Origin of the sequence: Antribacter gilvus (genome assembly GCF_003946865.1) — a bacterium.
Lineage (GTDB): Bacteria > Actinomycetota > Actinomycetes > Actinomycetales > Cellulomonadaceae > Antribacter > Antribacter gilvus.
Window position 1 is genome coordinate 101,199 of the sequence record NZ_QXTH01000013.1, and the last position, 22,809, is coordinate 124,007.

General features: G+C 73.1%; 18 protein-coding genes. 8 read left to right on the forward strand and 10 right to left on the reverse strand.

Features of this window, described 5'->3' with window-relative positions:
- Positions 1-10: 10 nt before the first annotated feature.
- The 4 genes from D1350_RS19965 to D1350_RS19980 all read right to left on the reverse strand — a co-directional run bounded on the left by D1350_RS19965 (position 11) and on the right by D1350_RS19980 (position 6,532).
- Positions 11-1,747, reverse strand: a complete 1,737-nt coding sequence (locus D1350_RS19965) for an NAD-binding protein (RefSeq protein ID WP_164545246.1) — start codon at positions 1,745-1,747, stop codon at positions 11-13.
- Positions 1,748-1,868: 121 nt separating this feature from the next.
- The gene (locus D1350_RS19970) at positions 1,869-4,004 is read right to left on the reverse strand and encodes a 3-hydroxyacyl-CoA dehydrogenase NAD-binding domain-containing protein (protein WP_125777805.1); all 2,136 of its coding nucleotides are present in this window, start codon (positions 4,002-4,004) and stop codon (positions 1,869-1,871) included.
- A gap of 3 nt (positions 4,005-4,007) precedes the next feature.
- Complete coding sequence (locus D1350_RS19975; protein WP_125777806.1) at positions 4,008-5,282, reverse strand: thiolase family protein; 1,275 nt, start codon at positions 5,280-5,282, stop codon at positions 4,008-4,010.
- 170 nt (positions 5,283-5,452) lie between these two features.
- A complete protein-coding gene (locus D1350_RS19980) occupies positions 5,453-6,532 on the reverse strand; it encodes a lipid II:glycine glycyltransferase FemX (protein ID WP_164545247.1) in 1,080 nt (359 codons plus the stop codon).
- Positions 6,533-6,730: 198 nt separating this feature from the next.
- Here D1350_RS19980 and D1350_RS19985 point away from each other — a divergent pair, with 198 nt between their 5' ends.
- Positions 6,731-8,755 carry an NACHT domain-containing protein gene (locus D1350_RS19985; RefSeq protein ID WP_125777807.1) on the forward strand — a complete coding sequence of 675 codons (2,025 nt, stop codon included), beginning with the start codon at positions 6,731-6,733 and terminating at the stop codon, positions 8,753-8,755.
- Here D1350_RS19985 and D1350_RS19990 read toward each other — a convergent pair.
- From D1350_RS19990 to D1350_RS20000, 3 genes are all read right to left on the reverse strand, one after another.
- Positions 8,723-10,033: an HRDC domain-containing protein gene (locus D1350_RS19990; RefSeq protein ID WP_125777808.1), complete on the reverse strand. Its 1,311-nt coding sequence runs from the start codon at positions 10,031-10,033 to the stop codon at positions 8,723-8,725. The genes D1350_RS19985 and D1350_RS19990 overlap by 33 nt on opposite strands.
- Positions 10,030-10,677 carry a DUF3000 domain-containing protein gene (locus D1350_RS19995; RefSeq protein ID WP_125777809.1) on the reverse strand — a complete coding sequence of 216 codons (648 nt, stop codon included), beginning with the start codon at positions 10,675-10,677 and terminating at the stop codon, positions 10,030-10,032. Before D1350_RS19995 ends, D1350_RS19990 begins: the two co-directional genes overlap by 4 nt.
- A gap of 159 nt (positions 10,678-10,836) precedes the next feature.
- On the reverse strand, positions 10,837-11,283 hold the full coding sequence (locus tag D1350_RS20000; RefSeq protein ID WP_125777810.1) for a DUF805 domain-containing protein: 447 nt from the start codon (positions 11,281-11,283) through the stop codon (positions 10,837-10,839).
- Between the two features lie 254 nt (positions 11,284-11,537).
- On the opposite strand from D1350_RS20000, the gene gndA reads away from it, so the two are divergent.
- The 7 genes from gndA to zapE all read left to right on the forward strand — a co-directional run bounded on the left by gndA (position 11,538) and on the right by zapE (position 17,855).
- Positions 11,538-12,974, forward strand: a complete 1,437-nt coding sequence (gene gndA / locus D1350_RS20005) for an NADP-dependent phosphogluconate dehydrogenase (protein ID WP_125777811.1) — start codon at positions 11,538-11,540, stop codon at positions 12,972-12,974.
- The gene (locus D1350_RS20010) at positions 12,971-14,290 is read left to right on the forward strand and encodes a carboxylate--amine ligase (RefSeq protein WP_240644236.1); all 1,320 of its coding nucleotides are present in this window, start codon (positions 12,971-12,973) and stop codon (positions 14,288-14,290) included. Before gndA ends, D1350_RS20010 begins: the two co-directional genes overlap by 4 nt.
- A gap of 364 nt (positions 14,291-14,654) precedes the next feature.
- Entirely contained in the window at positions 14,655-14,969 is a 315-nt protein-coding gene (locus tag D1350_RS20015; RefSeq protein WP_125777812.1) for a hypothetical protein, read from the forward strand.
- Between the two features lie 45 nt (positions 14,970-15,014).
- Positions 15,015-15,239: a hypothetical protein gene (locus D1350_RS20020; protein WP_125777813.1), complete on the forward strand. Its 225-nt coding sequence runs from the start codon at positions 15,015-15,017 to the stop codon at positions 15,237-15,239.
- 200 nt (positions 15,240-15,439) lie between these two features.
- Positions 15,440-16,060, forward strand: a complete 621-nt coding sequence (locus D1350_RS20025; protein WP_206074614.1) for an NYN domain-containing protein — start codon at positions 15,440-15,442, stop codon at positions 16,058-16,060.
- Positions 16,035-16,742: a hypothetical protein gene (locus D1350_RS20030; protein ID WP_125777815.1), complete on the forward strand. Its 708-nt coding sequence runs from the start codon at positions 16,035-16,037 to the stop codon at positions 16,740-16,742. The genes D1350_RS20025 and D1350_RS20030 overlap by 26 nt, the downstream gene beginning before the upstream one ends.
- A 69-nt stretch (positions 16,743-16,811) precedes the next feature.
- Positions 16,812-17,855 carry a cell division protein ZapE gene (gene zapE / locus D1350_RS20035; protein WP_240644237.1) on the forward strand — a complete coding sequence of 348 codons (1,044 nt, stop codon included), beginning with the start codon at positions 16,812-16,814 and terminating at the stop codon, positions 17,853-17,855.
- Here zapE and D1350_RS20040 read toward each other — a convergent pair whose 3' ends face one another.
- From D1350_RS20040 to glgX, 3 genes are read right to left on the reverse strand one after another with little or no spacing between them, the layout of a single operon-like run.
- The gene (locus D1350_RS20040) at positions 17,856-18,725 is read right to left on the reverse strand and encodes a PPK2 family polyphosphate kinase (protein WP_125777817.1); all 870 of its coding nucleotides are present in this window, start codon (positions 18,723-18,725) and stop codon (positions 17,856-17,858) included.
- A gap of 26 nt (positions 18,726-18,751) precedes the next feature.
- Positions 18,752-20,614 carry an alpha-amylase family protein gene (locus D1350_RS20045; protein WP_125777818.1) on the reverse strand — a complete coding sequence of 621 codons (1,863 nt, stop codon included), beginning with the start codon at positions 20,612-20,614 and terminating at the stop codon, positions 18,752-18,754.
- Between the two features lie 10 nt (positions 20,615-20,624).
- Entirely contained in the window at positions 20,625-22,781 is a 2,157-nt protein-coding gene (gene glgX, locus D1350_RS20050) for a glycogen debranching protein GlgX (RefSeq protein ID WP_125777819.1), read from the reverse strand.
- Positions 22,782-22,809 lie beyond the last annotated feature (28 nt).

Consider the following 22,809-nt stretch of genomic DNA (forward strand, 5'->3'; position numbering starts at 1 on the left):
GGGAGAGCGATTACAGGCGCAGGCTCGGCGGAGCCGTCATCTCCTGCAGCCGCTCGAGCCCCTGGCGGGTGCTCACCACCACGAGGCGGTCCCCGGGGGCCATCTCGTGGTCGTCGTCGGCTGGCAGCAGCGGCGCGTCGAGGTCCTGCTCGCCGTCGTGCCGCGGCGGGTTGCGGCGCAGGCCGAGGACCCGCACGTAGCTGAGCCTGTGCAGCGCGCGGAGCGGCTGCCCCACCGCCTCCGAGCCCTGGCGCACCGGCAGCTCCGCGACGAGCAGCACCCGGTCGCCGTAGTGCACGGCGTCGATCACCCACGGCCCGAGCATCGCGGCGGCGAACGCCGGCGCCGCGTGGAACGTGGCGCTCCGCGACCGCGACGCCGGGATGAACCGCTCCATCCGGCGCGCGAAGTCGTCCTCGAAGAGTCGCATCACCACGCGGCCGCGGAAGTTCCCCGGCTCCTCCACCGGGTTCGGCAGGAGCTGGCGGGCGCTCGCGGCGGAGGCGATGTTGACGAGGTCGTCGCCGGTGAGGGCGAGCACGGCGCGGGCGTGTCCCACCCGCGCCTGGTCCAGCGTGGTGAGGCGGCGGCCGTCGCCGACCACCACGGGGACGTGCAGGTCACGCGCGACCCCGACCCCGCGGGCGTCGCGCGCGTGGTCCACCGCGACCACCTCGATCCCACGGTCGTGCAGCTCCCGGAGCACCCGGGTGCCGAGCTCGCCCAGCCCGACCACCACGACGTGGTCGGTGACGGGCAGCACGGGCCCGCCCACGGCGGTCTCGAGCCGTGCCCGCACGATGGAGTCGACGACGCCCGCGGTGACGGCGGGGATCACCGCGACGCTCACGATGGTGAGCGCCACCTGGACCGCGTGCACCCGCTCGGTGGCCTTGTCGTCCGGGTCTGCCCCGCCGAGCCCGAACAGCAGAGCCGAGTAGAGGGCGGTGGCCCAGCCCGTCTGGGGGTCCAGCGCGAGCACCGTCGCGCCCGCCGCGATGAGGACGGTGAGCACGGCGAGCGAGATCAGGAGGCTCGGCCCGATACCGCGCAGGACCACGCCGACGATGCGTCGCACCCGGCGGTCCGAGGTGGGCGGGTCGGGGTCCCGGGTGGCCAGGACGAGGGTCGGCGTCGCGGGCCGGCCGGCGTCCGGCGGGTAGTCGGGCAGGGCGCGGACCGAGGGTTCGCCGTCGACGTCCCGGACGCCGAACAGGGGGAAGAGCACCCCGTCCTGGACGGCCCGAGGATGCCCGGCCACCAGGTCGAGGCCACGGAGGTTCAGCCGGGACGGCTCGCCGAGGGCCGTGGCGACGAGGGCCGGCGCGGCGAGCTTGGCGTCCGACAGCACCTCGCAGTTGTCGAGGTGCGGCGCGATGCCCCGGCGGAGCCAGTTGTCGAAGACGCGGATCACCAGGCGGATGCCCGGAGTCACCTCGCGCGCCACGAGGGCGGCCTCGAGGTTGCCCGCGTCGTCGTCGGAGACCAGGGCCAGGGCGTCCGCCTCGGCGAGCCGCACCTTCTCGCGGAAGGTCCGTTCGCCCGGGCGGGCGGCGTGGACCACGTCGACCACGTGGGGGAGCCGGGCCATCTTCCGGCTGTACTTGGCGTCGGGGTCCGGGGTGATCACCACGACGTCGCCCTCGTACCGCGTGGTGAGCGCCAGGACCAGGCGGTAGGGGAGAGGCCCGTCGCCCATCACGACGAACCGGCGGCGGGACGGGTCGGTCCTGACACCTGGTGACATACCAGACACAGTACCCATGTCGACTATGCCTTGACCGGAACCAGCGCCGGGCGCGGAGCTGTCAAAAGCTCCCCGGTCTCTTCACCGGGGAGCTTCTGACAACCGGGCCGATCTCGCGAGATCAGCCCACGCGCGTGCCCGCCGGGACGTTCGCCACACCGTCCGGCAGGAAGCGCCGGCCCAGCACGCGCTCGGAGTAGCCCGTGCGGTCCAGGTACGGCGTGATGCCGCCCGTGTGGAAGCCCCAGCCCGCGCCGAGGATCATGCACAGGTCGATCTGCTCCGGCCCGGCGACCACACCCTCGTCGAGCATGAGCCCGATCTCCGTGGCCAGGGCGGTGCGCACCGAGTCGAGGACGCCGTCGGCGTCGAGCACGCCCGGCTCGCCGGGACGAGCCGGACCGAACGCGTCCTGCACCGCGGGGTTGACCGGCTTCGGCAGGCCCTTGGGCCCGTCGAGCACCACCTTGGTGCCCTCCGCGACGATCTTCTCCAGCCCCTTCGAGACCGGGATGCGCTCGCCCAGGTCCTCGCGCAGCGAGGTGAGGACGTGCAGGCCCACCGCGGGGCCCACCAGGTCGAACAGCTCGAAGGTGGGCATCGGGAAGCCGAGCGGTGAGAGCGCGGTGTCGGCGACCTCGGCCGCCGTGCCGTTCTCGATGGACTCGACGACCTTGCCCATCACGAGGATGAGCAGACGGTTCACCACGAAGCCCGGGCGGTCCGCGGCGAGGACCGCGGTCTTGCGGAGCTTCTTCGTCACGGCGAAGGCGGTGGCGAGGGCCTCGGGCGAGGTCTTCTCGGCGTGGACGACCTCGACCAGCGGCATCTGCGCCACGGGGTTGAAGAAGTGGATGCCGACGACCCGCTCGGGGTGCTGCAGGTCGCGCGCCATCTCGGTGATCGACAGGGCGGACGTGTTCGTCGCGAGGATCGTCTCCGGGGTGACGATGCCCTCGAGCTCCGCGAAGACCTTCTTCTTCAGGCCCATGACCTCGGTGACGGCCTCGATCACGAAGTCGCAGGACGCGAAGTCCTGGATGTCGGTCGTGCCGTGCACCGAGGCCACGATGCGGGCCGCGACGTCCTGGGACATCCGTCCGCGCGACACCAGCTTGGTCACCGTGTCCCGGACGAAGCCGAGGCCCTTGTCCACGCGCTCCTGGTCGAGGTCGCGCATGACCACGGGGACCTGCAGGCGCTGGGCGAACAGCAGCGCGATCTGCGCCGCCATGAGGCCCGCGCCCACGATCCCGACCCGGGTCACGGGCCGGGCGATCTTGGGGTCCGGCGCACCGGCCGGCTTCTTGCCGCCGGAGACCAGACCGAACGCGTACACGCTCGCGCGCATCTCGTCGGTCATGATCAGGTCGGCCAGCGCCACGTCCTCGGCCCCGAAGGCCTCGTCGCGCGTGGCGGTGCGGGCCGCGGCGAGCAGGTCGAGGGCGCGGTACGGCGCCGGGCGCGAGCCGTGGATCGTGGCGTCGAGGCGCTGGCGCGTGGCGGCCACCACCGCGTCCCACACCGGCTGCGGGTCGAGCTCCCGGCGGGGGACCTCGACCTGGCCGGCCACGACCTTCGCGGCCCAGGCGATGGACTGCTCCAGGAAGTCGGCGGCCTCGAACAGCGCGTCGACGAGGCCGATCTCCAGCGCCTCCGCCGGCTTGTACGGCTTCTGCGCGGCCGGGCGGGCCAGGAGGACGTCCACGGCCTTCTCGATGCCGACCAGACGCGGCACCAGGTACGCGCCGCCCCAGCCGGGGACCAGGCCGAGGCCGGTCTCGGGGAGGCCGAGCGCCGCGGCGTCGGACGCCACGGTGCGGTAGTCGCAGTTCAGCGCTACCTCGAGGCCGCCGCCGAGGGCGAGGCCGTTGACGAAGGCGAACGTCGGGACGCCGGTCTGCTCGCGCAGGTCGCCCAGGACCGAGTACGCCCGGTGGCCCATGCGGCCCAGCTCGAGCGCCTCGTCGTAGGAGGTCACCTGGGCGACGCCCAGGAGGTCCGCGCCCGCGGCGAGGAAGTACGGCTTGCCGGTGACGGCCACGGCCGCGAGCTCGCCGGCGGCGGCGCGCTCGCGGACGCCCTCGAGGGTCGTGAGCAGCTCGGCCATGCCCTGCGGGCCGAACGTGTTCGGCTTGGTGTGGTCGAGCCCGTTGTCGAGGGTGATCAGCGCCAGGGTCCCGGCGCCGCCCGGCAGGGCCACGTCGCGGACCAGGGCGTGGGTGACGCGCTCGGCGCGCGCAGAGGTATCGGTCACGGTTCAGTTCTCCCCGTCGGCGCTCGTGTGGCCGGAGTAGTCGGCGTGGTGCGGGTTCTCCCAGATGACGGTGCCACCCTGGCCCAGGCCCACGCACATCGTGGTGATGCCGTAGCGCACCTCGGGGTGCTGCTCGAACTGGCGCGCGAGCTGCGTCATGAGGCGGACGCCCGACGACGCCAGCGGGTGGCCCACCGCGATGGCGCCGCCGTAGGGGTTCACCCGCGGGTCGTCGTCGGCGATGCCGTAGTGGTCGAGGAAGGAGAGCACCTGGACGGCGAAGGCCTCGTTGATCTCGAACAGGCCGATGTCGTCGATCGTGAGCCCGGCGTGCGCCAGCGCGCGGTCGGTCGCCGGGACCGGGCCGAAGCCCATGATCTCCGGGGCCACGCCCGCGAAGGCCGACGAGACCATGCGCATGCGCACGGGCAGGCCGAGCTCCTCCGCGACGTCGCCCGCGGCGAGGACGCAGCCCGTGGCGCCGTCGGTCAGCGGGGACGCGTTGCCCGCGGTGACGCGGCCGCCCGGGCGGAACGGCGTCTTCAGGTCCTTGATGCCCTCCGCGGTGGTGGACGGGCGGGGCAGCTCGTCGGCGGTCGCCAGGCCCCAGCCCAGCTCGGCGGAGCGGATCGCCACGGGGACCAGCTCCGGGCCGACGTCGCCGTTGGCCAGGGCCTTGGCGTACTTGGCCTGGGAGTCCACGGCGTAGGCGTCCGCGCGCTCCTTGGTGAGGTGCGGGAACTTGTCGTGCAGGTTCTCGGCCGTCACCCCCATGTTCAGGGCCTGCGCGTCGACGAGCCTCTCCGAGACGAAGCGGGGGTTCACGTCGGCGTCGAAGCCCATGGGGTGGCGCCCCATGTGCTCCACGCCGCCGGCGATCGTGATGTCGGCGGTGCCGGTGGCGATCCCGGCCGCGGTGGTGGTCACGGCGGTCATGGCGCCGGCGCACATGCGGTCGATGGCGAAGCCCGGCACGGACTGGGGGAGGCCCGCGAGGACGCCGACGGTGCGGCCGAGCGTGAGGCCCTGGTCACCCTGCTGCGTGGTGGCCGCGATCGCCACCTCGTCGATGCGCTCGGGCGGCAGCTCGGGGTGGCGGCGTAGCAGCTCGCGCACCACCTTGACCATCAGGTCGTCGGCGCGCGTCTCGGCGTACAGGCCGTCGGGCCTGGCCTTGCCGAAGGGCGTGCGAACGCCCTCGACGAAGACGACGTCACGGACGGTACGCCGCTTCGGCGCCCGGGGCGTGGGCGCTGGGGTTTCCGTGGCCACGGTCATGGCAGCTCCTGGGTCGGGACGGCGGCGTCCTTCTTGAGCGACGCCGCTCTGAACGCGTTACACGCTACCCCGAGTACCGGTAAAAAGCACGCACGACGTGAGACGGAGTTTGTGACTTTCGTCCTGTCGGACGATACTCCGTCTCACGCCGTGCCGGGGTGGGGCGAGGGTCAGCGGCCCCGGAGCTTGCGGACGACCTTCTTGGCTGTCGGCAGCGCGCTGTTCCAGGTGGTGTACCACCGTGAGAACGGCACGTCGATGGAGCCTACGAGCTCGTCGGTGTGCTGCGCGAAGCTCTTCTTGAACTCGCTGATCCCGTCGTTGAGCAGGCCGTTCATGTCGTAGCGGACCAGGCCGGCCCGCTGGGCCAGCTCGATCGCGTGCCACTTGACGGGAGCGTTGGCGCGGGCCTTGCGGCCGGTGTCGTTGATGCCGCCATAGAGCTCGAACGACGTCGACGACGACGCGACGCACCACACGAACGCGCACGGGGCGCCGTCCGCGAAGGCGGCCACGAGGACGGAGTGCTCGCCCAGCTCGCGGTGGATGTCGAGGTAGTACGTGTCGGAGTGCAGCGCGAAGCCCGCGCGCTCGGCGGTCTCCTTGTAGACCTCCAGCACCGCGCGCACCTCGTCCTCCGTGGTGACCCGGCGGACCTCGAGCCCGCTGCGCCCGGCCTTGCGGATGTCGTAGCGGGTGGACTTGCCCATGGCGGCCTGGAGCTGGTCCGCAGACTTCGTCAGGTCCAGGATCAGCGTGGACGGGTACAGGATCGTGTTCGGCGCGTAGCGGCGGCCCGGCAGGTCGATGCGGGTGCCGGCCGGCCAGTCGGGCTCGAGCGTGAGGCCGACACCGCCCACGTGGGTGCGGCACCACTCGGTCACGGCCTGCGTCACGGCCGCACGCGACTCGTCGTCGCCCACGCCGTAGACCACGGTCCTGGTGTCGTCGGCGTCCCTGTGCGCCACGACAGGGCCGCGAGGGACGTACGAGAGAGCCTTGAACTGTGCGGGGAGCGGGCGCACGAGCACCTGCGCCAGACCGGCGGCCCGGCCGTCCGGGGCGGTGAGCCGCAGGCGGTGCGCACGCCACGCCCCGGCGGCCTTGACCTCGCCCCAGCCCCAGAGCTGGAGGGGGTGCCCACCCAGCGCGAGGACCTCACGGTCCCAGGCGGCGGGGTCGGTCACCACGTCGACGGTGAGGGGCCCGGCGAGGGGGCCGGAGGGCAGCACGGGGGGCAGAACGGACATGGGATGACTCTATCGGGACCGGGTGAACGCCTCCGCGAGGCGAGAGCTCCTGGGTCTCCCGGGCCGGTCCGCCGAACGGCCACGTAGGATGCGAGATGTCGCCTTTGGTCTAGATCGTGACGGTGTGGCGAGCGGGCTGCCAGGGGAGGCGCGGACGTTGTGAGAGCAGGTGGACGAACCCCTCAGAGGCTCGCCGTCGTGGGCGTGGCCCTGGTCCTCGCGGTGCTGAGCCTCGGCCTCCACAGCTGGCGTATCGCCACGGCAGTCGCCGGGCCCGTGGACACGTTCATCGGGCTGCTCGGACTTCTGCCGCTGGTGCTCGCGGTCTTCCCGTGGGGGCACCGGCCGGCTGGGCCCACGGCGACCGGTGACTGGACAGAGGCACTCCGGAGCGCAGAGCTCGAACGGCTCGAGACCAGCCTCAGGGACCGGGGGGTCGAGGTGGCTCCGACCGACGTCCTGGGCGAGATCGTCGAGCCGAAGGGATCCGGGGACCTGCCACCCCCGGTGGTCGCCGGGATGACCGGGCTGGTACGGCTCTGGGACCGGGGCGACCCGCCCCGTCTCGTCGTGGTGGGCGCACCGGGAGCGGGCAAGACGGTGGTCCTGGAACGCCTGGCGCGGGACCTCATCAGGGCCGGAGGCGCGAGCGCACCGGTGCCGGTGATCCTGTCGGTCGCAGGGTGGGACCCCGGCCTGCCGTTCGACCGCTGGCTCGTGGGCCAGCTCGCGGAGATGTACCCCGCCATCACGGGACCAGGCTCGGCGGTCATGGAGAGCGACGTTCTCAGGGCGTTCCGGTGGGACGAACGGATCGTGCCGTTCCTCGACGGGTTCGACGAGGTGGTGGGCGTGCGGCGTGCCGCCCTGCTGGAAGCCCTGAACCGGACGCTCGGGGCTCGTCGTCCCGTCGTGCTGGCGTCGCGCGAGGCGGAGCTGACCGCCGCGGCCGCTGAGGTCGGGCCCGTTCGCGGCTCTGTCGTCGTCCGGCTCCGTCCTGTTGGGGTCGAGCAGCTCGACGCGTACCTCGCGGCCACCCGGCCCGCAGCGTACGCACGCTGGGCGCCTGTGCTCGCGTCGATGCGATCGGATCCTGGATCGGTCCTGCTGCGCGCGCTGAGCACACCGCTCATGCAGTGGCTCGCTGTCGAGGTCTACGCGAGGCCCGCCACCCGGCCCGGGGAGCTGCTCGACCTCGCGCGGTTCCCGGACGTGCAGGCTGTGGGAAGGCACCTCCTGACCTCGCTTGTCGGCTCTGCGTTCGACGCTACGGCGATCCTGGGGCCGGGCGAGCGCCGGTGGGACTCGCGTCGGGCAGGAGCCTGGCTCGCCAACGTCGCCAGGGCAGCGAACGACGACGAGCGCGGGCGGATCAGGTGGTGGGCCCTTCACGAGTCGCTCCTGCCGCGGCTCGGCGCCGTGCTGGCTGCCGGGGGCTTCCTGGGAGTCGTGGCGGTCGCCCAGTGGTCCGTCGCGGCCGCAGCGGCCCTGACCGCGGCGGTGTTCTGGGCGGTCGTGTGTGGTGACCTCTTCGTGTGGGCCTACGGCGCCGTCCGGGTCGTCGAGAGGGGTGGGGAGCCGACCCCTGCCGAGTTTCGTGCGGGCCGTGGGGCGCCGGTTCTCTCCCGGGCGACGGTTCGCCTCGTCGTCCCCACGGCAGCGCTCGCTGTCCTGGCGGTCTGGGCGACAGCGCGTGCCGGGGGGAGCAGCGCCGGCCTCTCAGCGGCAGACACGGCCCTGCTCGCCGCGCAGGGCACGGTCCTCGCCGCTCTGCTCGGAACCTTCGGCGGCGCCGCAGCCGCGGTGATCCTCATCCGTTGGGGTTCGCTGGACGCGGCCGTCTCTCCCGAGCACTCTCTGGACCCCCAGGACCTCCTGCGACGCGACGCGCGGGCGACGGCGGCGGTGGCGGGCGCCTTCGCGGCGGGCCTGGCGGTCGTCACCCTGGTGTCGTGGCGGCTGCTCGGCACGGACGAGGCCGTCCCCGACGGGCTGGTAGCGGCCGCCGTCGCGGCGGGCGCCGTCGTCTCACCGTGCAGGTTCACGGCGTGGCCGACGTTCCGGGTCGCCCACCTCTGTCTCGCGGTGCGCGGTCGGCTGCCCTTCCGCTACTCGGCGTTCCTCAAGGGCGCGACGGCCAGGGGCATCCTCCGGGCGGACGGAGCGGCCTACCAGTTCCGCCACACGCTCTTACGGGAGGTCCTCGTGCCGGGGGACGGCTGACCGGTCCGTCCGGGACCGGGTGAACGCCTCCGCGAGGCGGCCCGCGGCGAGACCCACCTGCCACTCACGCGCGCCGCGCCCGCGCAGGAACTCCGCGATGCTCGCCGCGTCGGCGGGCTCCGGCGGCGTCCAGCACAGGCGGCGCAGGGCGTCCGGCTGGAGCAGGTTCTCAGCGGGCACCGCGTGCTCCTCGGAGAGCGCGGTGATGACCTCCCGGGCGAAGGTCAGGCGCCGCGCCGCCTCGGGGTCGCGGTCGCCCCAGCTGCGGGGCGGGGGTGGGCCGTCCGTGCGCGGGCCGCGGACGGACGGCAGCGCCGAGGCGGGCAGCGCGAGCGCCTGGTCGATGGCGTGCTGCCAGTACGGGGCACGACGGCGGGTCCCCTTCCCGGCGAACTCCGGGATGGTCACGAGCTGCGGCACCGTGCGCGGGAGCGCCTTCGCCGCGGCGACGATCGCGCGGTCGGGCAGCACCCGGCCCGGCGACACGTCTCGTGCGCGGGCGTTGGCGTCGCGTGCCTGCCAGAGGCTGCGGACGACGGCCATCTGCCGCGCCTCGCGCAGCACGTGCATGCCCGACGTGCGGCGCCACGGGTCGATGCGCGGAGCCGGCAGGGGAGCGAGGCGGACCGCCTCGAACTCCTGCGCGGCCCACTCGGTCTTGCCGGCGGCCTCCAGCCGCTCCGCCAGCCGGTCGCGGAGCTCCACCAGCACCTCGACGTCGAGCGCCGCGTAGCGCAGCCAGTCCTCGGGCAGCGGCCGCGTGGACCAGTCCACGGCGGAGTGCTCCTTGGCGAGGCCGAGCCCGAGGACCTCCGCCACGACGGCGGCGAGCCCCACGCGCTCCAGGCCCAGCAGACGGGCCGCGAGCTCGGTGTCGAAGACGCGGGCCGGGCGCAGGCCGTGCTCGGCGAGCCCCGGCAGGTCCTGGGACGCGGCGTGCAGCACGTGCTCGGCGTCCCCGACCGCCTCGCCCAGGGGCGCGAGGTCGGGGATCGCCACGGGGTCGATGAGGGCGGTGCCCGCGCCGGCCCGGCGCACCTGCACGAGGTACGTGGCCTGCCCGTACCGGTAGCCGGAGGCCCGCTCGGCGTCCGCGGCGACGGGACCGGTGCCGACGGCGAAGGCCTCGACCACCTTCCGGAACGCCGCCGGGCTGTCGATGACGGGCGGCAGACCCTCTGACGGTTCGGTCAGCGGGACCACGTCACCCAGGGGTCCGGCCTCCACGTCGCCCGCGGACTGGGGGGGCTCGGACACGGCGGGTGGGGTGGTGCTCATGGACCCACCGTAGGGTGCCTCGGGGAACGGCTCGTAAACCGCCTGGTCAGGGACGCGACGCCGGCCCAGGCCGGGGGCAGGCCGGCGGCGGTGGCGAGGAGCGCCCCCCAGGCGGCGAGGTGGGGGCCGAGGTTCAGGTCGGTCGGGGTCCATGACGCGCGGATCTCCAGGTCCACCGCGTCCGGCGTACCAGCGAGGGCGCCGTAGGAGTGGGAGAGCACCCGCGTGATCGTGCCCCCTTCGGCCACCAGGTTGACGCCCGGTTCCAGGCCGGCGTCGGTCAGGCTCTCCTGGACCCAGGACCAGGCGACGTCCGCGAGGACCGGGTCCGCCGCCATCTCCGGGTCGGTGGTGCCACGTACGAGCGTGACCACGCGGAAGGTGCCGTGCCACGCCTCCTGGCCGGCCGGGTCGTGCAGGAGGACGAAGCGCCCGGTGGCGAGGGCCTCGTCGTCGTCATGGCCGTGGGTCCCTGGGGGCGCACCCGGGATCACGTCCGCGCTGAGGGCCACGCTCCAGGGCGCGACCCGCACGGGCGCGGGGATCTCCGTGAGGTGTACCTCGGGGCGCAGCGCCTGACCTCGCAGGGCGTCGAGCGCGGCTGCGAAGTCAGGGGGGACGCCGGTGGGCGGGCCACTGGTCACGTCCAGAAACTTACGCGTGCGGCGCGTCGCGTCGACACACCACGCGCCGGTGTCGCCGGATTGTGATTTTGCGCTCGACGGCGCCGGTGCACACCTGGGTGCGCACCGGCGCCGTCGAGCGCCTCATCGGCGTGACCTGCGCGAGCGTCAGGGCTGGGCTCAGACGGCCGCAGCCACCTCGGCCTTGGGGTCCGGGCCGAACTGGTTGTCGCCGGCGGTGCCGGCCGTGGCGGCCCAGACGATCAGCATGATCGGGCCGACGATCGGGACCAGGACGAAGAAGTACCAGAAGCCGGAGCGGCCGGTGTCGTGCAGGCGGCGGACGATCGCGGCGAGCGACGGCAGGAACAGCGCCAGGCTCACGAGGCCGTAGATCGACATGCCGAGGGAGTACGACGCGGGCGCGGCGGGCACCACACCGGTCTCCGCAGCCGCCGTCATCGAGGTCATGTACTCGGTGAGGCCAGGCGCGACCGCGACCGCGTAGACGACGGACATGACGACGGCGACGGCCAGGGCGAACCACCAGTACTCGGAGCGCCGGGCACGCCCCTTGAAGTCCACGAACTTGCTCAGGCAGGTGCGGATCGACTCGACGAACGACATTTCAGCAGCCCTCTCGGATGGTGCAGACCACCTGTGTGATGGTCTCGTGCGCGCACAGTGTGCTGTGTGTGAGGTATGGGTGACAAGTCGCTTGCTTCCGCCATTTCCGAAGCAGGGGATAAGTGCTGGTCAGAGCGGTGCCATCGGGACGATGGACGTCCCAGGCGGGACCTGTGTGCTGCGCACTAGGCTGACGGCGGGCCACGGGCGCGGCCGCGCCCGGTTCCCGTCCCGACCGAAGGAGCAGGCAAGTCATGTCAGCACGCGCACAGATCGGCGTCACCGGACTTGCGGTCATGGGCCGCAACCTCGCCCGGAACTTCGCGCGCCATGGGTACACGGTCGCGGTGCACAACCGCTCGTACGCGAAGACCGAGTCCCTCGTCGCGGAGGCAGGCCACGAGGGCGACTTCGTGCCGTCCGAGTCGATGGCCGACTTCGTGGCGTCGCTCGAGCGTCCCCGCAAGGTCGTCATCATGGTCAAGGCCGGTGCGGCCACGGACGCCGTGATCGACGAGCTGGTGCCCCTCCTCGAGGAGGGCGACATCGTGGTGGACGCGGGCAACGCGCACTTCCCCGACACGATCCGGCGCGAGGCCGCGCTCAAGGAGCACGGCCTCCACTTCGTCGGGACCGGTGTGTCCGGCGGCGAGGAGGGTGCGCTGCTCGGCCCGTCGATCATGCCGGGCGGCACGCGGGAGTCGTACGAGTCGCTGGGCCCCATCCTCGAGGACATCTCCGCCAAGGTCGACGGCACGCCGTGCTGCACCTACGTGGGTCCCGACGGCGCCGGGCACTTCGTCAAGATGGTGCACAACGGCATCGAGTACGCCGACATGCAGCTCATCGCGGAGGCGTACGACCTGCTCAAGCAGGGGCTGGGCGCCTCGGCCGCGGAGATCGGCGAGATCTTCGCGCAGTGGAACACCGGCGACCTCGAGTCGTTCCTCATCGAGATCACGGCGGACGTGCTCCAGCACGTCGATGCGGCGACGGGCCAGGCGTTCGTCGACGTCGTGCTCGACCAGGCCGAGCAGAAGGGCACGGGCCGCTGGACCGTGCAGAACGGTCTCGACCTGGGCGTGCCGATCACCGGCATCGCCGAGGCCACGTTCGCCCGCGCGCTGTCCGGCTCGGTGCCGCAGCGCGAGGCAGGTCGCTCCGCGCTGCCCGCCCACGCGCAGGAGTGGGAGGTCAAGGACCGCGACGCGTTCATCGAGGACGTGCGCCTCGCGCTGTACGCCTCCAAGGTCGTGGCGTACTCGCAGGGCTTCGACCAGATCGCGGCGGCGTCCCTCGAGAACGGCTGGGACATCGACCGCGGAGCCATGGCGCGCATCTGGCGCGGTGGCTGCATCATCCGGGCGCGGTTCCTCAACCGCATCACCGAGGCGTACGAGCGCGACGCGGCCCTGCCGCTGCTCCTCGCCGACCCCTACTTCACCGACGCGGTGGGCAACGGGCTCTCGGCCTGGCGTCGCATCGTGGCCGGTGCCGCGCAGAACGGCGTGCCCACGCCGGCGTTCTCCTCGTCGCTCGCCTACTACGACGGCGTGCGGGCCGAGCGCCTGCCGGCCGCCCTCATCCAGGCGCAGCGCGACTTCTTCGGCGCGCACACCTACCGGCGCGTGGACCGCGACGGTACCTTCCACACCCAGTGGTCGGGCGACCGCGCGGAGGTCGAGGCGTGAGGGGTCTCCCCGGCGGCGCCGGTCCCGGCGCCGGAGGGTCCGGCAGCGGCCTGCCCGCGGGCAGGGTCGACGACCTGATGGTCGTGGGTGTCGGCGGGGACATCGGCATGTACGCACTGTGCCGTGCCTTCCACGAGCAGTACGGCGCCCCGGCGGTCGTCCTGTCCACGGTCGCGACGCGAGCCATGCAGGACTCGGCGATCGTGACCAACCTCGTGGACCCGGGCCTCGACGACACGGAGACGTTCCTCCGGTCGCTCGAGGGCGTCGCCGCCGAGCACCCCACCCGTCGCAAGATCCTGCTCACCAACGCGGACTGGTTCGTGCGGACCGTCGTCGAGAACCGGGAGCGCCTGGAGGCGGCCGGCTACCTCACGCCGTACCCGTCGCGCGAGGTGCTCGACGTGGTGAGCACCAAGGAGGGCTTCGCGCAGGTCTGCGACCAGCTCGGCATCCCGACGCCCCGCACCGTCGTGGTGGACGTGCCGACGCTGGTCGCGGCGGGCGGCCGGGCCGCGATCCCGGGCCTGCAGATGGACCTGGAGTTCCCCGTGGTGGCCAAGCCGTCGGACTCGGCGGCGTGGCACTACGTGGACTTCCCGGGCAAGGCGAAGATCCACCACGTGGAGAGCCGGCCAGAGCTGGAGAAGCTGGTGGGCCACCTGGTCGACGCGGGTTTCCCCTCCACCCTGCTCGTCCAGGAGTTCATCCCGGGTGACGAGACGCAGATGCGGTCGCTGACCGCGTACCGCGACACCACGGGCACGGTCACGCTGCTCGCCACGGGCCGGGTGCTGCTCGAGGAGCACACGCCGGGCACGCTCGGCATCCCCGCGGCGATCCTGGTGGAGCCGTACGACGACGCGATGGAGGCCGCCACGCGGTTCCTCGACGCGACCGGCTACGTGGGCTTCGCGAACTTCGACTACAAGCTGGACCCCCGTACGGGCCGGCACGTGTACTTCGAGGTGAACCCGCGCATCGGGCGGAACAACTACTACGTCACCGCGGGCGGGGCCAACGTGGCCCGCGTGCTCGTGGAGGACCAGGTGCTGGGCCGTCCGATCATGCCGGCGCGCGCGGTGCAGGAGGTCCTGTACTCGGTGGTGCCCTTCGGCCTGCTGATGAGGTACGTGCTGGACCCGGAGCTCCGGGACCGGCTGAAGGACCTCAAGGCGAAGGGCCGCGTGGTGAACCCCCTCAAGTACGACGGGGACGGCGGGCTCAAGCGCCGCCTCATCGTCGAGGGCATCACGCAGAACTACCGCCGCAAGTACGCGCAGTACTACCCGGCGCCGACGGCGACGGGCCACTGAGGTCGCTGCCCGACGGCGGGCCGGCCGCCTCCGCGTGAGGCGACCGGCCCGCCGTCGGCCGGGCCGAGAACAACCTTCCGCTCGCTCCGGGGGCACGTAGCCTGCACAAGGTTGTTCCGGGGCCGGCCCCGCTGGACCCTCGACCAGGTCGAGCCCCCAGGCTCGCGGTCATGACGACCTTCCTCGCTGCCCGACGACGGACGCGCCCGCCCGGCGCCCGCGAAGCTCTCCCGGCGGCCCCCCTCACGTGGCTGGGCGCCGCCACGACCTCCCAGCTCGGCGACGTGGTCATCGGCTTCGCCGTCGGCTGGGCCGCGGCCGGTACGGCGGCGCGGCAGCGGGCCTGGTGCTCGCGGCCGGCAGCGTGCCGACCGTCGTCCTGCTGTTGCTCGGCGGCACCGTGGCCGACCGGTTCGGCGCCCGCCGCATCATGATCCTGGGCGATGCGACGATGCTCGCCGTCTTGGCAGGGCTCGCGGTCGTCGTGCTGGGGCACGGGGCGTCGCTGTGGCTCCTCGACGCGGCGAGCGTGGTCCGCGGGGCCCTGGGCGTGCTGGCCTCGGTGACCTCCGCCGGGTTCGCGGCAGGCGTCTGCGCGGCCGGCCTGCTGTCGTGCGCTGTCGCCGGGACCACTGCCCTGATGGGCCTGGCCGGGTCGGCGACCAAGCGGCCGGTGTGACCCTCGACCAGGTCGAGGGCTCAGAATCAGGTCCATGTCTGAGCGGTGCGCCTGAGCGACCACCGCGTCGACGTCGTCCAACCCGCCACGCCCGGTGCGGTCGTGTTCGACCGCGCCTACCTCCTCCAGGCGCTCGCCGCGTCAGGGGGCGACGAGGTGGCGCTGTCGCTCGACGCGGCGCGCGGCGCGCTGACGGTGGCGCGCCGGGACCGCCCCGAAGACCGGAGCCTGCTCATGCCCGTGCGGCTTGGATCCGCGGGATCGCGCTGAGACCCGGGCAAACAAAAGCGGCCTCCCGAAGGAGGCCGCTGGGTCCAGGGCCGTTACTCCCTGGGGTGGTATGCACCGACGATAGTCGCGGCGGGCCGGGATGTCTAGGGCAGGCGGCATGGGTGCGCCTCCTATAGCCTCCTTGGGGGTGGCTGGCCAACAGGCTGATCGCCAAGGACTCGAACGAGAGTGTGGGGCGAGTGACCGGCCGGAACCTCATCGCGTACATCGATGGCTTCAACCTCTACCACGGCCTGCACGAGGTCACCCGGCGCAGGAAGTTGTGGTTGGACGTCGTGGACCTCACGCGCCGGCTCCGACCCCGTAGCCGGCTCGTCCAGGTGAAGTACTTCACCGCGCACGTCCTGGATCAGCCAGCCGCGCTGTCGCGCCAGGAGAACTACCTCAATGCGCTTCGGGCGCAGAACCCCGGGCTTCTCACCATCACTCTCGGCCGCTACCAGAAGCGAATGGTCGCGTGCCGGTCGTGCGGACACGTTCGGCCCCATTACGAGGAAAAGCAGACTGACGTCAATATCGCGACGGAGATCGTGGCTGATGCCCTCGCGGGACGGTGTCAGGACGCACTGATCATCAGCGCCGACAGTGACCTGGTGCCGGCCGTGACAATGGCGCAGAGACTTCCCGGCTACTTTGCCGTTGCCGCGTTCCCGCCGGGGCGACACTCGAACGACCTGAAGCGCCTCATGCCTGCGTCGTTCGGGATCCACCTGCCACGAATCGCCCAGGCTCAGCTTCCCTCTGTCGTGAAGGACCAGGAGAGTGGAACCCTCTATGCCAGACCGCCCTACTGGACCTGAGAGCATCGGCCCGGTGCTCGTCGTCGGTGCCGGCGGGTTCGTCGGCGGGCACGTCGTGCGCGGCCTCGCCGCGAGCGGCCGGGTCGTCCTGGCCGCCTCGCGGCGCAGGCTGCCCGACGCCCTGGGGCCCCCGCGGGTGCACCACGTCGCCTACGGCGAGCTGCCAGGGCTGCCCGAGGCCGTGCGCGAGACGTGCGCGGCCTCGGGTCTCGCCCTGCCGGGTGCCGCGGTCGTCTCGATCGGCGGCTGGCAGAAGGGCGCCGCAGTGCTGGAGCTCGACCCCGTGGTGTGGCGGGAGACGCTGGCCAGCCACCTCACGGCGCACCTCGACGCCGCGCGCGTCGTCGTGCCGCTGCTGGCCTCCGCCGCGATGCCCGGCGGTGCGCCGTACGTGGTGCTGAACGGCGCGGCGTCCTACCAGGCGATGGCCGGGTCCGGCGCCATCAGCGTCACCGGGGCCGGGCTCTCGATGCTCGTGCGCGTGCTGCGCCAGGAGCAGGACGAGCTCGGCACCGCCCGGGGCGTCCGCTTCCACGAGCTCGTCATCGACGACGCCGTGGCCGAGGACGACCGGAACGAGTCGCCGGAGCGCACCGTGGACCCCGCCCGGGTGGCTCAGGCGGTCGGCGAGCTGGTCGACCGGCCGGGCGCGGACGCCGTCGTGCACCTCGGCGGGTCGTGAGCCGCCACGCCGTGTGACCTTGGTCTCTGGGGGCCCGGGCCGCGGCGGGCCGCCGGTAATCTGGGGATCGTGACCCTCGCTCAGAACGACGTCGCCACCCGCACCCTCGCGGGAGTCCGGCCCGTCGTACCTGCCGACCGGCTCGTGGCCGACCTCGTCCCGCCGCCGCACTTCGCCGACGCGCGCTTCGCGACCTACCGGGCCAACCCGGCCTACCCGAGCCAGGCGAGCACCCTCACCCGGCTCGAAGCGGTCGCGGCCGAGATCTCCGCCCCGCGCCGCGGGCTGTTCGGACGGCGCAAGGCCGCACCCGCGGTGTACCTCGACGGCGGCTTCGGGGTGGGCAAGACCCACCTCCTCACCTCCCTCACGCACGCCGTGCGCGCGGCCCTCGGCGCCGACGCCGCCGCGTACGGCACGTTCGTCGAGTACACCAACCTCGTCGGCGCGCTCGGCTTCCACCCCACCGTCGAGGCGCTCGCCGCCAAGAAGCTCGTCTGCATCGACGAGTTCGAGCTCGACGACGCCGGGGACACCACCCTCATGTCGCGCCTCCTGCGCGAGCTCGCCGACCGCGGCGTCGCCCTCGCCGCCACCTCCAACACCCTCCCCGACGCGCTCGGCGAGGGCCGCTTCGCCGCCCAGGACTTCCAGCGGGAGATCACGGCGCTCGCGGACCGGTTCGAGGTCATGCGGGTGGACGGCGAGGACTACCGGCACCGGGCGGTGGTGACGGACGCGGCGCCGCTCGACGAGGAGGCGGTGACCGCCGCGGCCGCGACCCGCCCCGACGCCACCCTCGACCGGTTCGACGACGTCCTCGCGCACCTCGCGACGGTGCACCCCAGCCGGTACGGCGCGATGCTCGACGGCATCGGCCTCGTCGCGCTCACCGACGTCCACCCGGTGACCCGCCAGGAGGTCGCGCTCCGCCTCGTGGTGCTCGTGGACCGCCTGTACGACCGTGACGTGCCCGTCCTGCTGGCGGGCCAGGGCTCGGCCGGGGTCTTCACCGACGAGATGCTCCGGGGCGGCTACCGCAAGAAGTACTACCGGGCGCTCTCGCGGCTCGGTGCCCTGGCGGAGGACGGCCGCCACCTCGCCCAGGCCTGATCAGGCCGCCGCGAGCCGGGCCTTCTCCGCCTCGACGTCGAAGTCGGCGGGCGGCCAGCCGAGGCCCAGGCCACGCAGCGCGCCGAGCAGCAGCTCGGTGACGGCGAGGCGGGCGTACCACTTCTTGTCGGCGGGCACCACGTACCAGGGCGCCTCCGGCGTGGAGGTGCGGTCGAGCATCTCCTGGTAGGCGGCGACGTAGTCGCCGTACCGCCGGTGCACGTCCACGTCGCCCGGGTTGTACTTCCAGTGCTTGTCGGGGCGCTCCAGCCGCTCGGCGAGGCGCGCCTTCTGCTCGGCTGCCGAGACCATCAGCGCCACCTTGACGATCGCGGTGCCGCGCCCGGCGATCTCCTTCTCGAACGCGACGAGCTCGTCGTAGTGGCCCCGCCACTCGTCCTCGGGCTCCAGCCCGTCCACACGGACCACCAGGACCTGCTCGTGGTGCGACCGGTCGAAGACGCCGAGGTAGCCCGGCCGAGGCAGCGCGTTCCGCACCCGCCAGAGATAGCCGTGGGCGCGCTCCTCCTCGGTAGGCACACCGAAACCGCGGTGCTCCACGCCCTGCGGGTCCACGAGGCCTACGACGTGCCGCACGATCCCGCCCTTGCCCGACGTGTCGAGACCCTGCAGGACGAGGAGCGCCGAGCGGTCTCCGCCGGACCGGCCGTGGGCGAAGAGCCGCTCCTGCAGGTCGGCCAGCTCCTCGGCGCGGCCGGCCACCAGGGCCGTGCCCTCCGTCTTGCGGCCGGACCATCCCGGCGCCGCGTCGCAGTCGAGCGCGGCGAGCGACGTGCCGGGCACCCAGCGCAGGGCGTCCTGCGGGGCGGTGTCCCAGTGCTGTTCGAGCTCTTCCGGAATGGCGGCCATGGACCCAGAGCCTAGTGAGCGGAGCGTCAGTCCGCGCGGAGGACGGCGGCCATGCGCGGCGGGATCGTGAGCGTGTCGCCCACGAGCCGGGTCGCGCCCGGCTCCCACGCCGCGATCAGGCGGAACGCGGCCGGGGCCGGGGCCTGCAGGTCGTTCTCGGCGGGTCGCAGGAGGGTGCGCAGGCGCACCGCGGCGAGCCCGCTCCCCGCGTTGACGATCAGCGCGCCCTTGCCCCGCAGTGCCGCCACGACGGTGTTGTCGGCCGACGCCCGGATCTCCATGGGCAGGTCCATCTCGTCCGACGTGTCGTGGCGCAGCTTGAGGAGGTGGTGGGCCCAGGCGGCGAGCCGCCGGTCGCGGTCCGTCCGGGCCACGACGGGGACGTGCCTCGTGTCGAGCACGAGGGGTGTCCCGGCGAGCACCGAGCAGGCGAGCAGGCTGGCCCGGGAGTCCAGGTCCTCGAGGTCGAGCAGCGGACGGTCGCCGTCGTGGTCGGCCCAGGGCGTGGTGTGCACCGCCCCGGGGAGCCGCGTGATGTTCTCGACCACGGTGGCGCCCGCCCTGCGGTCGCTCCGCTGGGTCCGGCGGGCAGCCGGCGCCTGGCGCACCGCCCGCCGCACGGACGGGTGCACCTGGTCCGCGAGGAGGCGGAGGTCGTCGATGTCGCGCGGGTCGCCGGGGGCCGTGAGCATCCGGTGCACCACCGTGGCGAGGCGGTCGCTGCGGCCGGGGCCGTCCACGAGCAGGGCGAACCGGCGCTGGCGTTCCTCGCCCATGGAGACCACGGTGTCGGCGAGCTCCCCGAGGAACGGGATCTGGGCGCGGTCGGTCAGCGCCTCCACGTCGAGGACCAGGCCGTCCACGTGATACTCGCGGAACCAGTGCTTGGCGTCGTCGAGCAGGAAGTCGCGCACGCCGCGGCTGCCGCTGCCGTCGAGGTTGAAGCGGGGTGCCGCGTGGCTCCCGCCGTCGGTCCGGAAGGTGGGCGCGGACGGCGTCGTGCCCCGGCCGCTCACGACCGGGATCTGCCCGGTGCGCGGGCGTACCAGGGGGATCTGGCCGGTGCGGGGCCGCATGGCGGCCACCCGGTCCGACGCCGGCCCCGCACCCGGGCGGTACGTCCCACCACGGGAGCGGGACCGCACGGGCGAGGGGGAGCCGACGGCGTACGGGCCGAACACGTCGAGGCCGACACCCGCCGCGGCGGCCCACCGGTAGGGGATGTCGAGGACGACGGCGAGGCCCGCGGCGTGCGCGGTGTCCACGAAGCGCTGCAGCGCGCGGGGCCCGCCGTACGGCTCGTGCACGGAGTAGAGTCGCACGCCTTTGGCGGCGCCCTCGTCCGGGTCGAACGCGCACACGGGGGAGAGCTCGACGCCCTGGATGCCGAGGTCGGCGACGGACCGCAGGTGCCGCGTCGCCGCATCCAGGGTGCCCTCGCGGGTGAAGGTCGCGACGTCGAGCCGGAGGACCACGCCGGAACCCAGGTCCGGCGGCGTCCACTCGTCGTCGGACCAGTCGAAGGCCGGGTCGAACACGCGGGTGGGTCCGTGGATCCCGTCCGGGAGCCAGACGCTGCGCGGGTCGGTCAGCAGGTCGCCGCCGTCGATCGAGTAGCCGTAGGGCGTGCCGGCGGCCAGCTCGCCGTCGGCCCCCCAGTACCCGGGGAGCGTGGCGCCGACGAGGCGCAGGGGGAGCCGTTCCTCGCCGCCGTCGGACTGGGGGAGGACCACCTCGATGATCCTGGCCCGGGGTGCCCACACCACAGGCCTGGGACCTGGCACGGGGATGTCGGGTCCCGGCAGGGGTGGTGGCGTCGACCCGGCGGCACGGGGGCGCATGCCCGCCCCGCTCGCGGGTCCTCCGGCGCCGTTCCTCGGTCCGGTCACGCCGGACAGCCTAGCGGCGAACGCCGGAAGGGCGAGTCAGCACGACCACGCTCCGCCCGCAGACGCTCAGGACCTCGCCCGCGTCGAGGCCCGACCCGGGCTCGGCGTTGCCGTCCGTGTCCAGCACGACGGTCCACCGCTCGCCGTACGTCCCGGGCGGGAGGGTGAAGTCCAGGTCCTCGGAGTGGGCGTTGAGCAGCAGCAGGAAGGAGTCGTCGACGATCGGCTCGCCGCGGCTGTCCTTCTCCGGGATCGCGTCCCCGTTGAGGAACACGGCGACCGTGCGTGCGTACCGCTGCTGCCAGTCCGTCGCGTCCATCTGGGCGCCGGTGAGGTCGAGCCACTCGATGTCCGGCAGGGCGGACGCGGAGGGGTTCGCACCCCCGCCGTCGGACACCACCCGGCCCTCGAAGAAGCGGCGGCGGTGCAGGATCGGGTGGTCGCGGCGCAGCCGCACCGCCCGACGGGCGAAGTCGAGGAGCGCGGCACGCTCGTCGTCCAGGTCCCAGTCCATCCACGTGAGCTCGTTGTCCTGGCAGTAGGCGTTGTTGTTGCCCTCCTGCGTGCGGCCCACCTCGTCGCCGTGGGACAGCATCGGCACGCCCTGCGACAGCAGGAGCGTGACGAGGAGGTTGCGCCGCTGCCGGGCGCGGAGCCGGTTCACCTCCGGGTCGTCCGTGGGGCCCTCGACGCCGCAGTTCCACGACCGGTTGTGGCTCTCGCCGTCCTTGTTGCCCTCGCCGTTCGCGGCGTTGTGCTTCTGGTCGTACGCGGTGAGGTCCGCGAGGGTGAAGCCGTCGTGCGCGGTGACGAAGTTGATCGACGCGATCGGCTTGCGGCCCGAGTGCTCGTACAGGTCGCTCGACCCGGTGAGCCGGGAGGCGAACTCGGGGAGCGTGGCCGGCTCGCCGCGCCAGAAGTCGCGCACCGTGTCGCGGTAGCGGCCGTTCCACTCCGTCCAGAGCGAGGGGAAGCCGCCCACCTGGTACCCGCCGTCGCCCAGGTCCCACGGCTCCGCGATCAGCTTGACCTGGGAGACCACGGGGTCCTGGTGGACGATGTCGAAGAACGCCGACAGGCGGTCCACCTCGTGGAACTGACGGGCGAGGGTGGCCGCGAGGTCGAACCGGAAGCCGTCGACGTGCATCTCCTCGACCCAGTAGCGCAGCGAGTCCATGATGAGCTGCAGCACCGAGGGGGAGCGCATGAGGAGCGAGTTCCCCGTGCCCGTGGTGTCGAAGTAGTGCGCCTCGTCGCCGTCCACCAGCCGGTAGTAGGCGGCGTTGTCGATGCCGCGGAAGCTCAGCGTGGGGCCCATGTGGTTGCCCTCGGCGGTGTGGTTGTAGACCACATCGAGGATGACCTCGATCCCCGCCTCGTGCAGGGCCTTGACCATGGCCTTGAACTCCATCACCTGCTCGCCGCGCCGGCCGTAGCCCGCGTAGCCGTTGTGCGGCGCGAAGAAGCCGATCGTGTTGTAGCCCCAGTAGTTCGTGAGGCCGCGGGGGAGCAGGCTCGGGTCGGTGACGAACTGGTGCACCGGCATCAGCTCCACGGCGGTCACGCCGAGCGACAGCAGGTGGTCCACGACGGCCGGGTGCGCCAGCCCCGCGTACGTGCCGCGCAGCTCCTCCGGCACGCCGGGGTGGCGCATCGTCATGCCCTTCACGTGCGCCTCGTAGATGACCGACTCGTGGTACGGCGTGGCCGGCGGTCGGTCGTGCCCCCAGTCGAAGAACGGGTTCACCACGACCGACGTGAGCGTGTGCCCCGCGGAGTCGAGGTCGCTCGGGGCGCCGGGCTTCGTGGCCGCCGACGGGTCGTCGAACCGGTAGGAGAACAGCGACTCGTCGCCGTCGATGTCGCCGTCCAGCGCCTTGGCGTACGGGTCGAGCAGGAGCTTGGCCGGGTTGCACCGGTGGCCCGACGCCGGGTCGTACGGCCCGTGCACCCGGTAGCCGTACCGCGTGCCGGGGCCCACGCCCGGAAGGTACACGTGCCACACGTCCGCGTCGGTCTCGCCCAGCGGGACGCGCTTCTCCGTGCCGTCGTCCCCGATGAGGCAGAGCTCGACACGCTCGGCCACGCTCGAGTAGAGGGCGAAATTCGTGCCCGCTCCGTCGAACGTCGCACCGAGCGGGTAGGAACGGCCGGGCCACGTCTGCATGCCGTGCATCATCACACCGGCGGGCGCT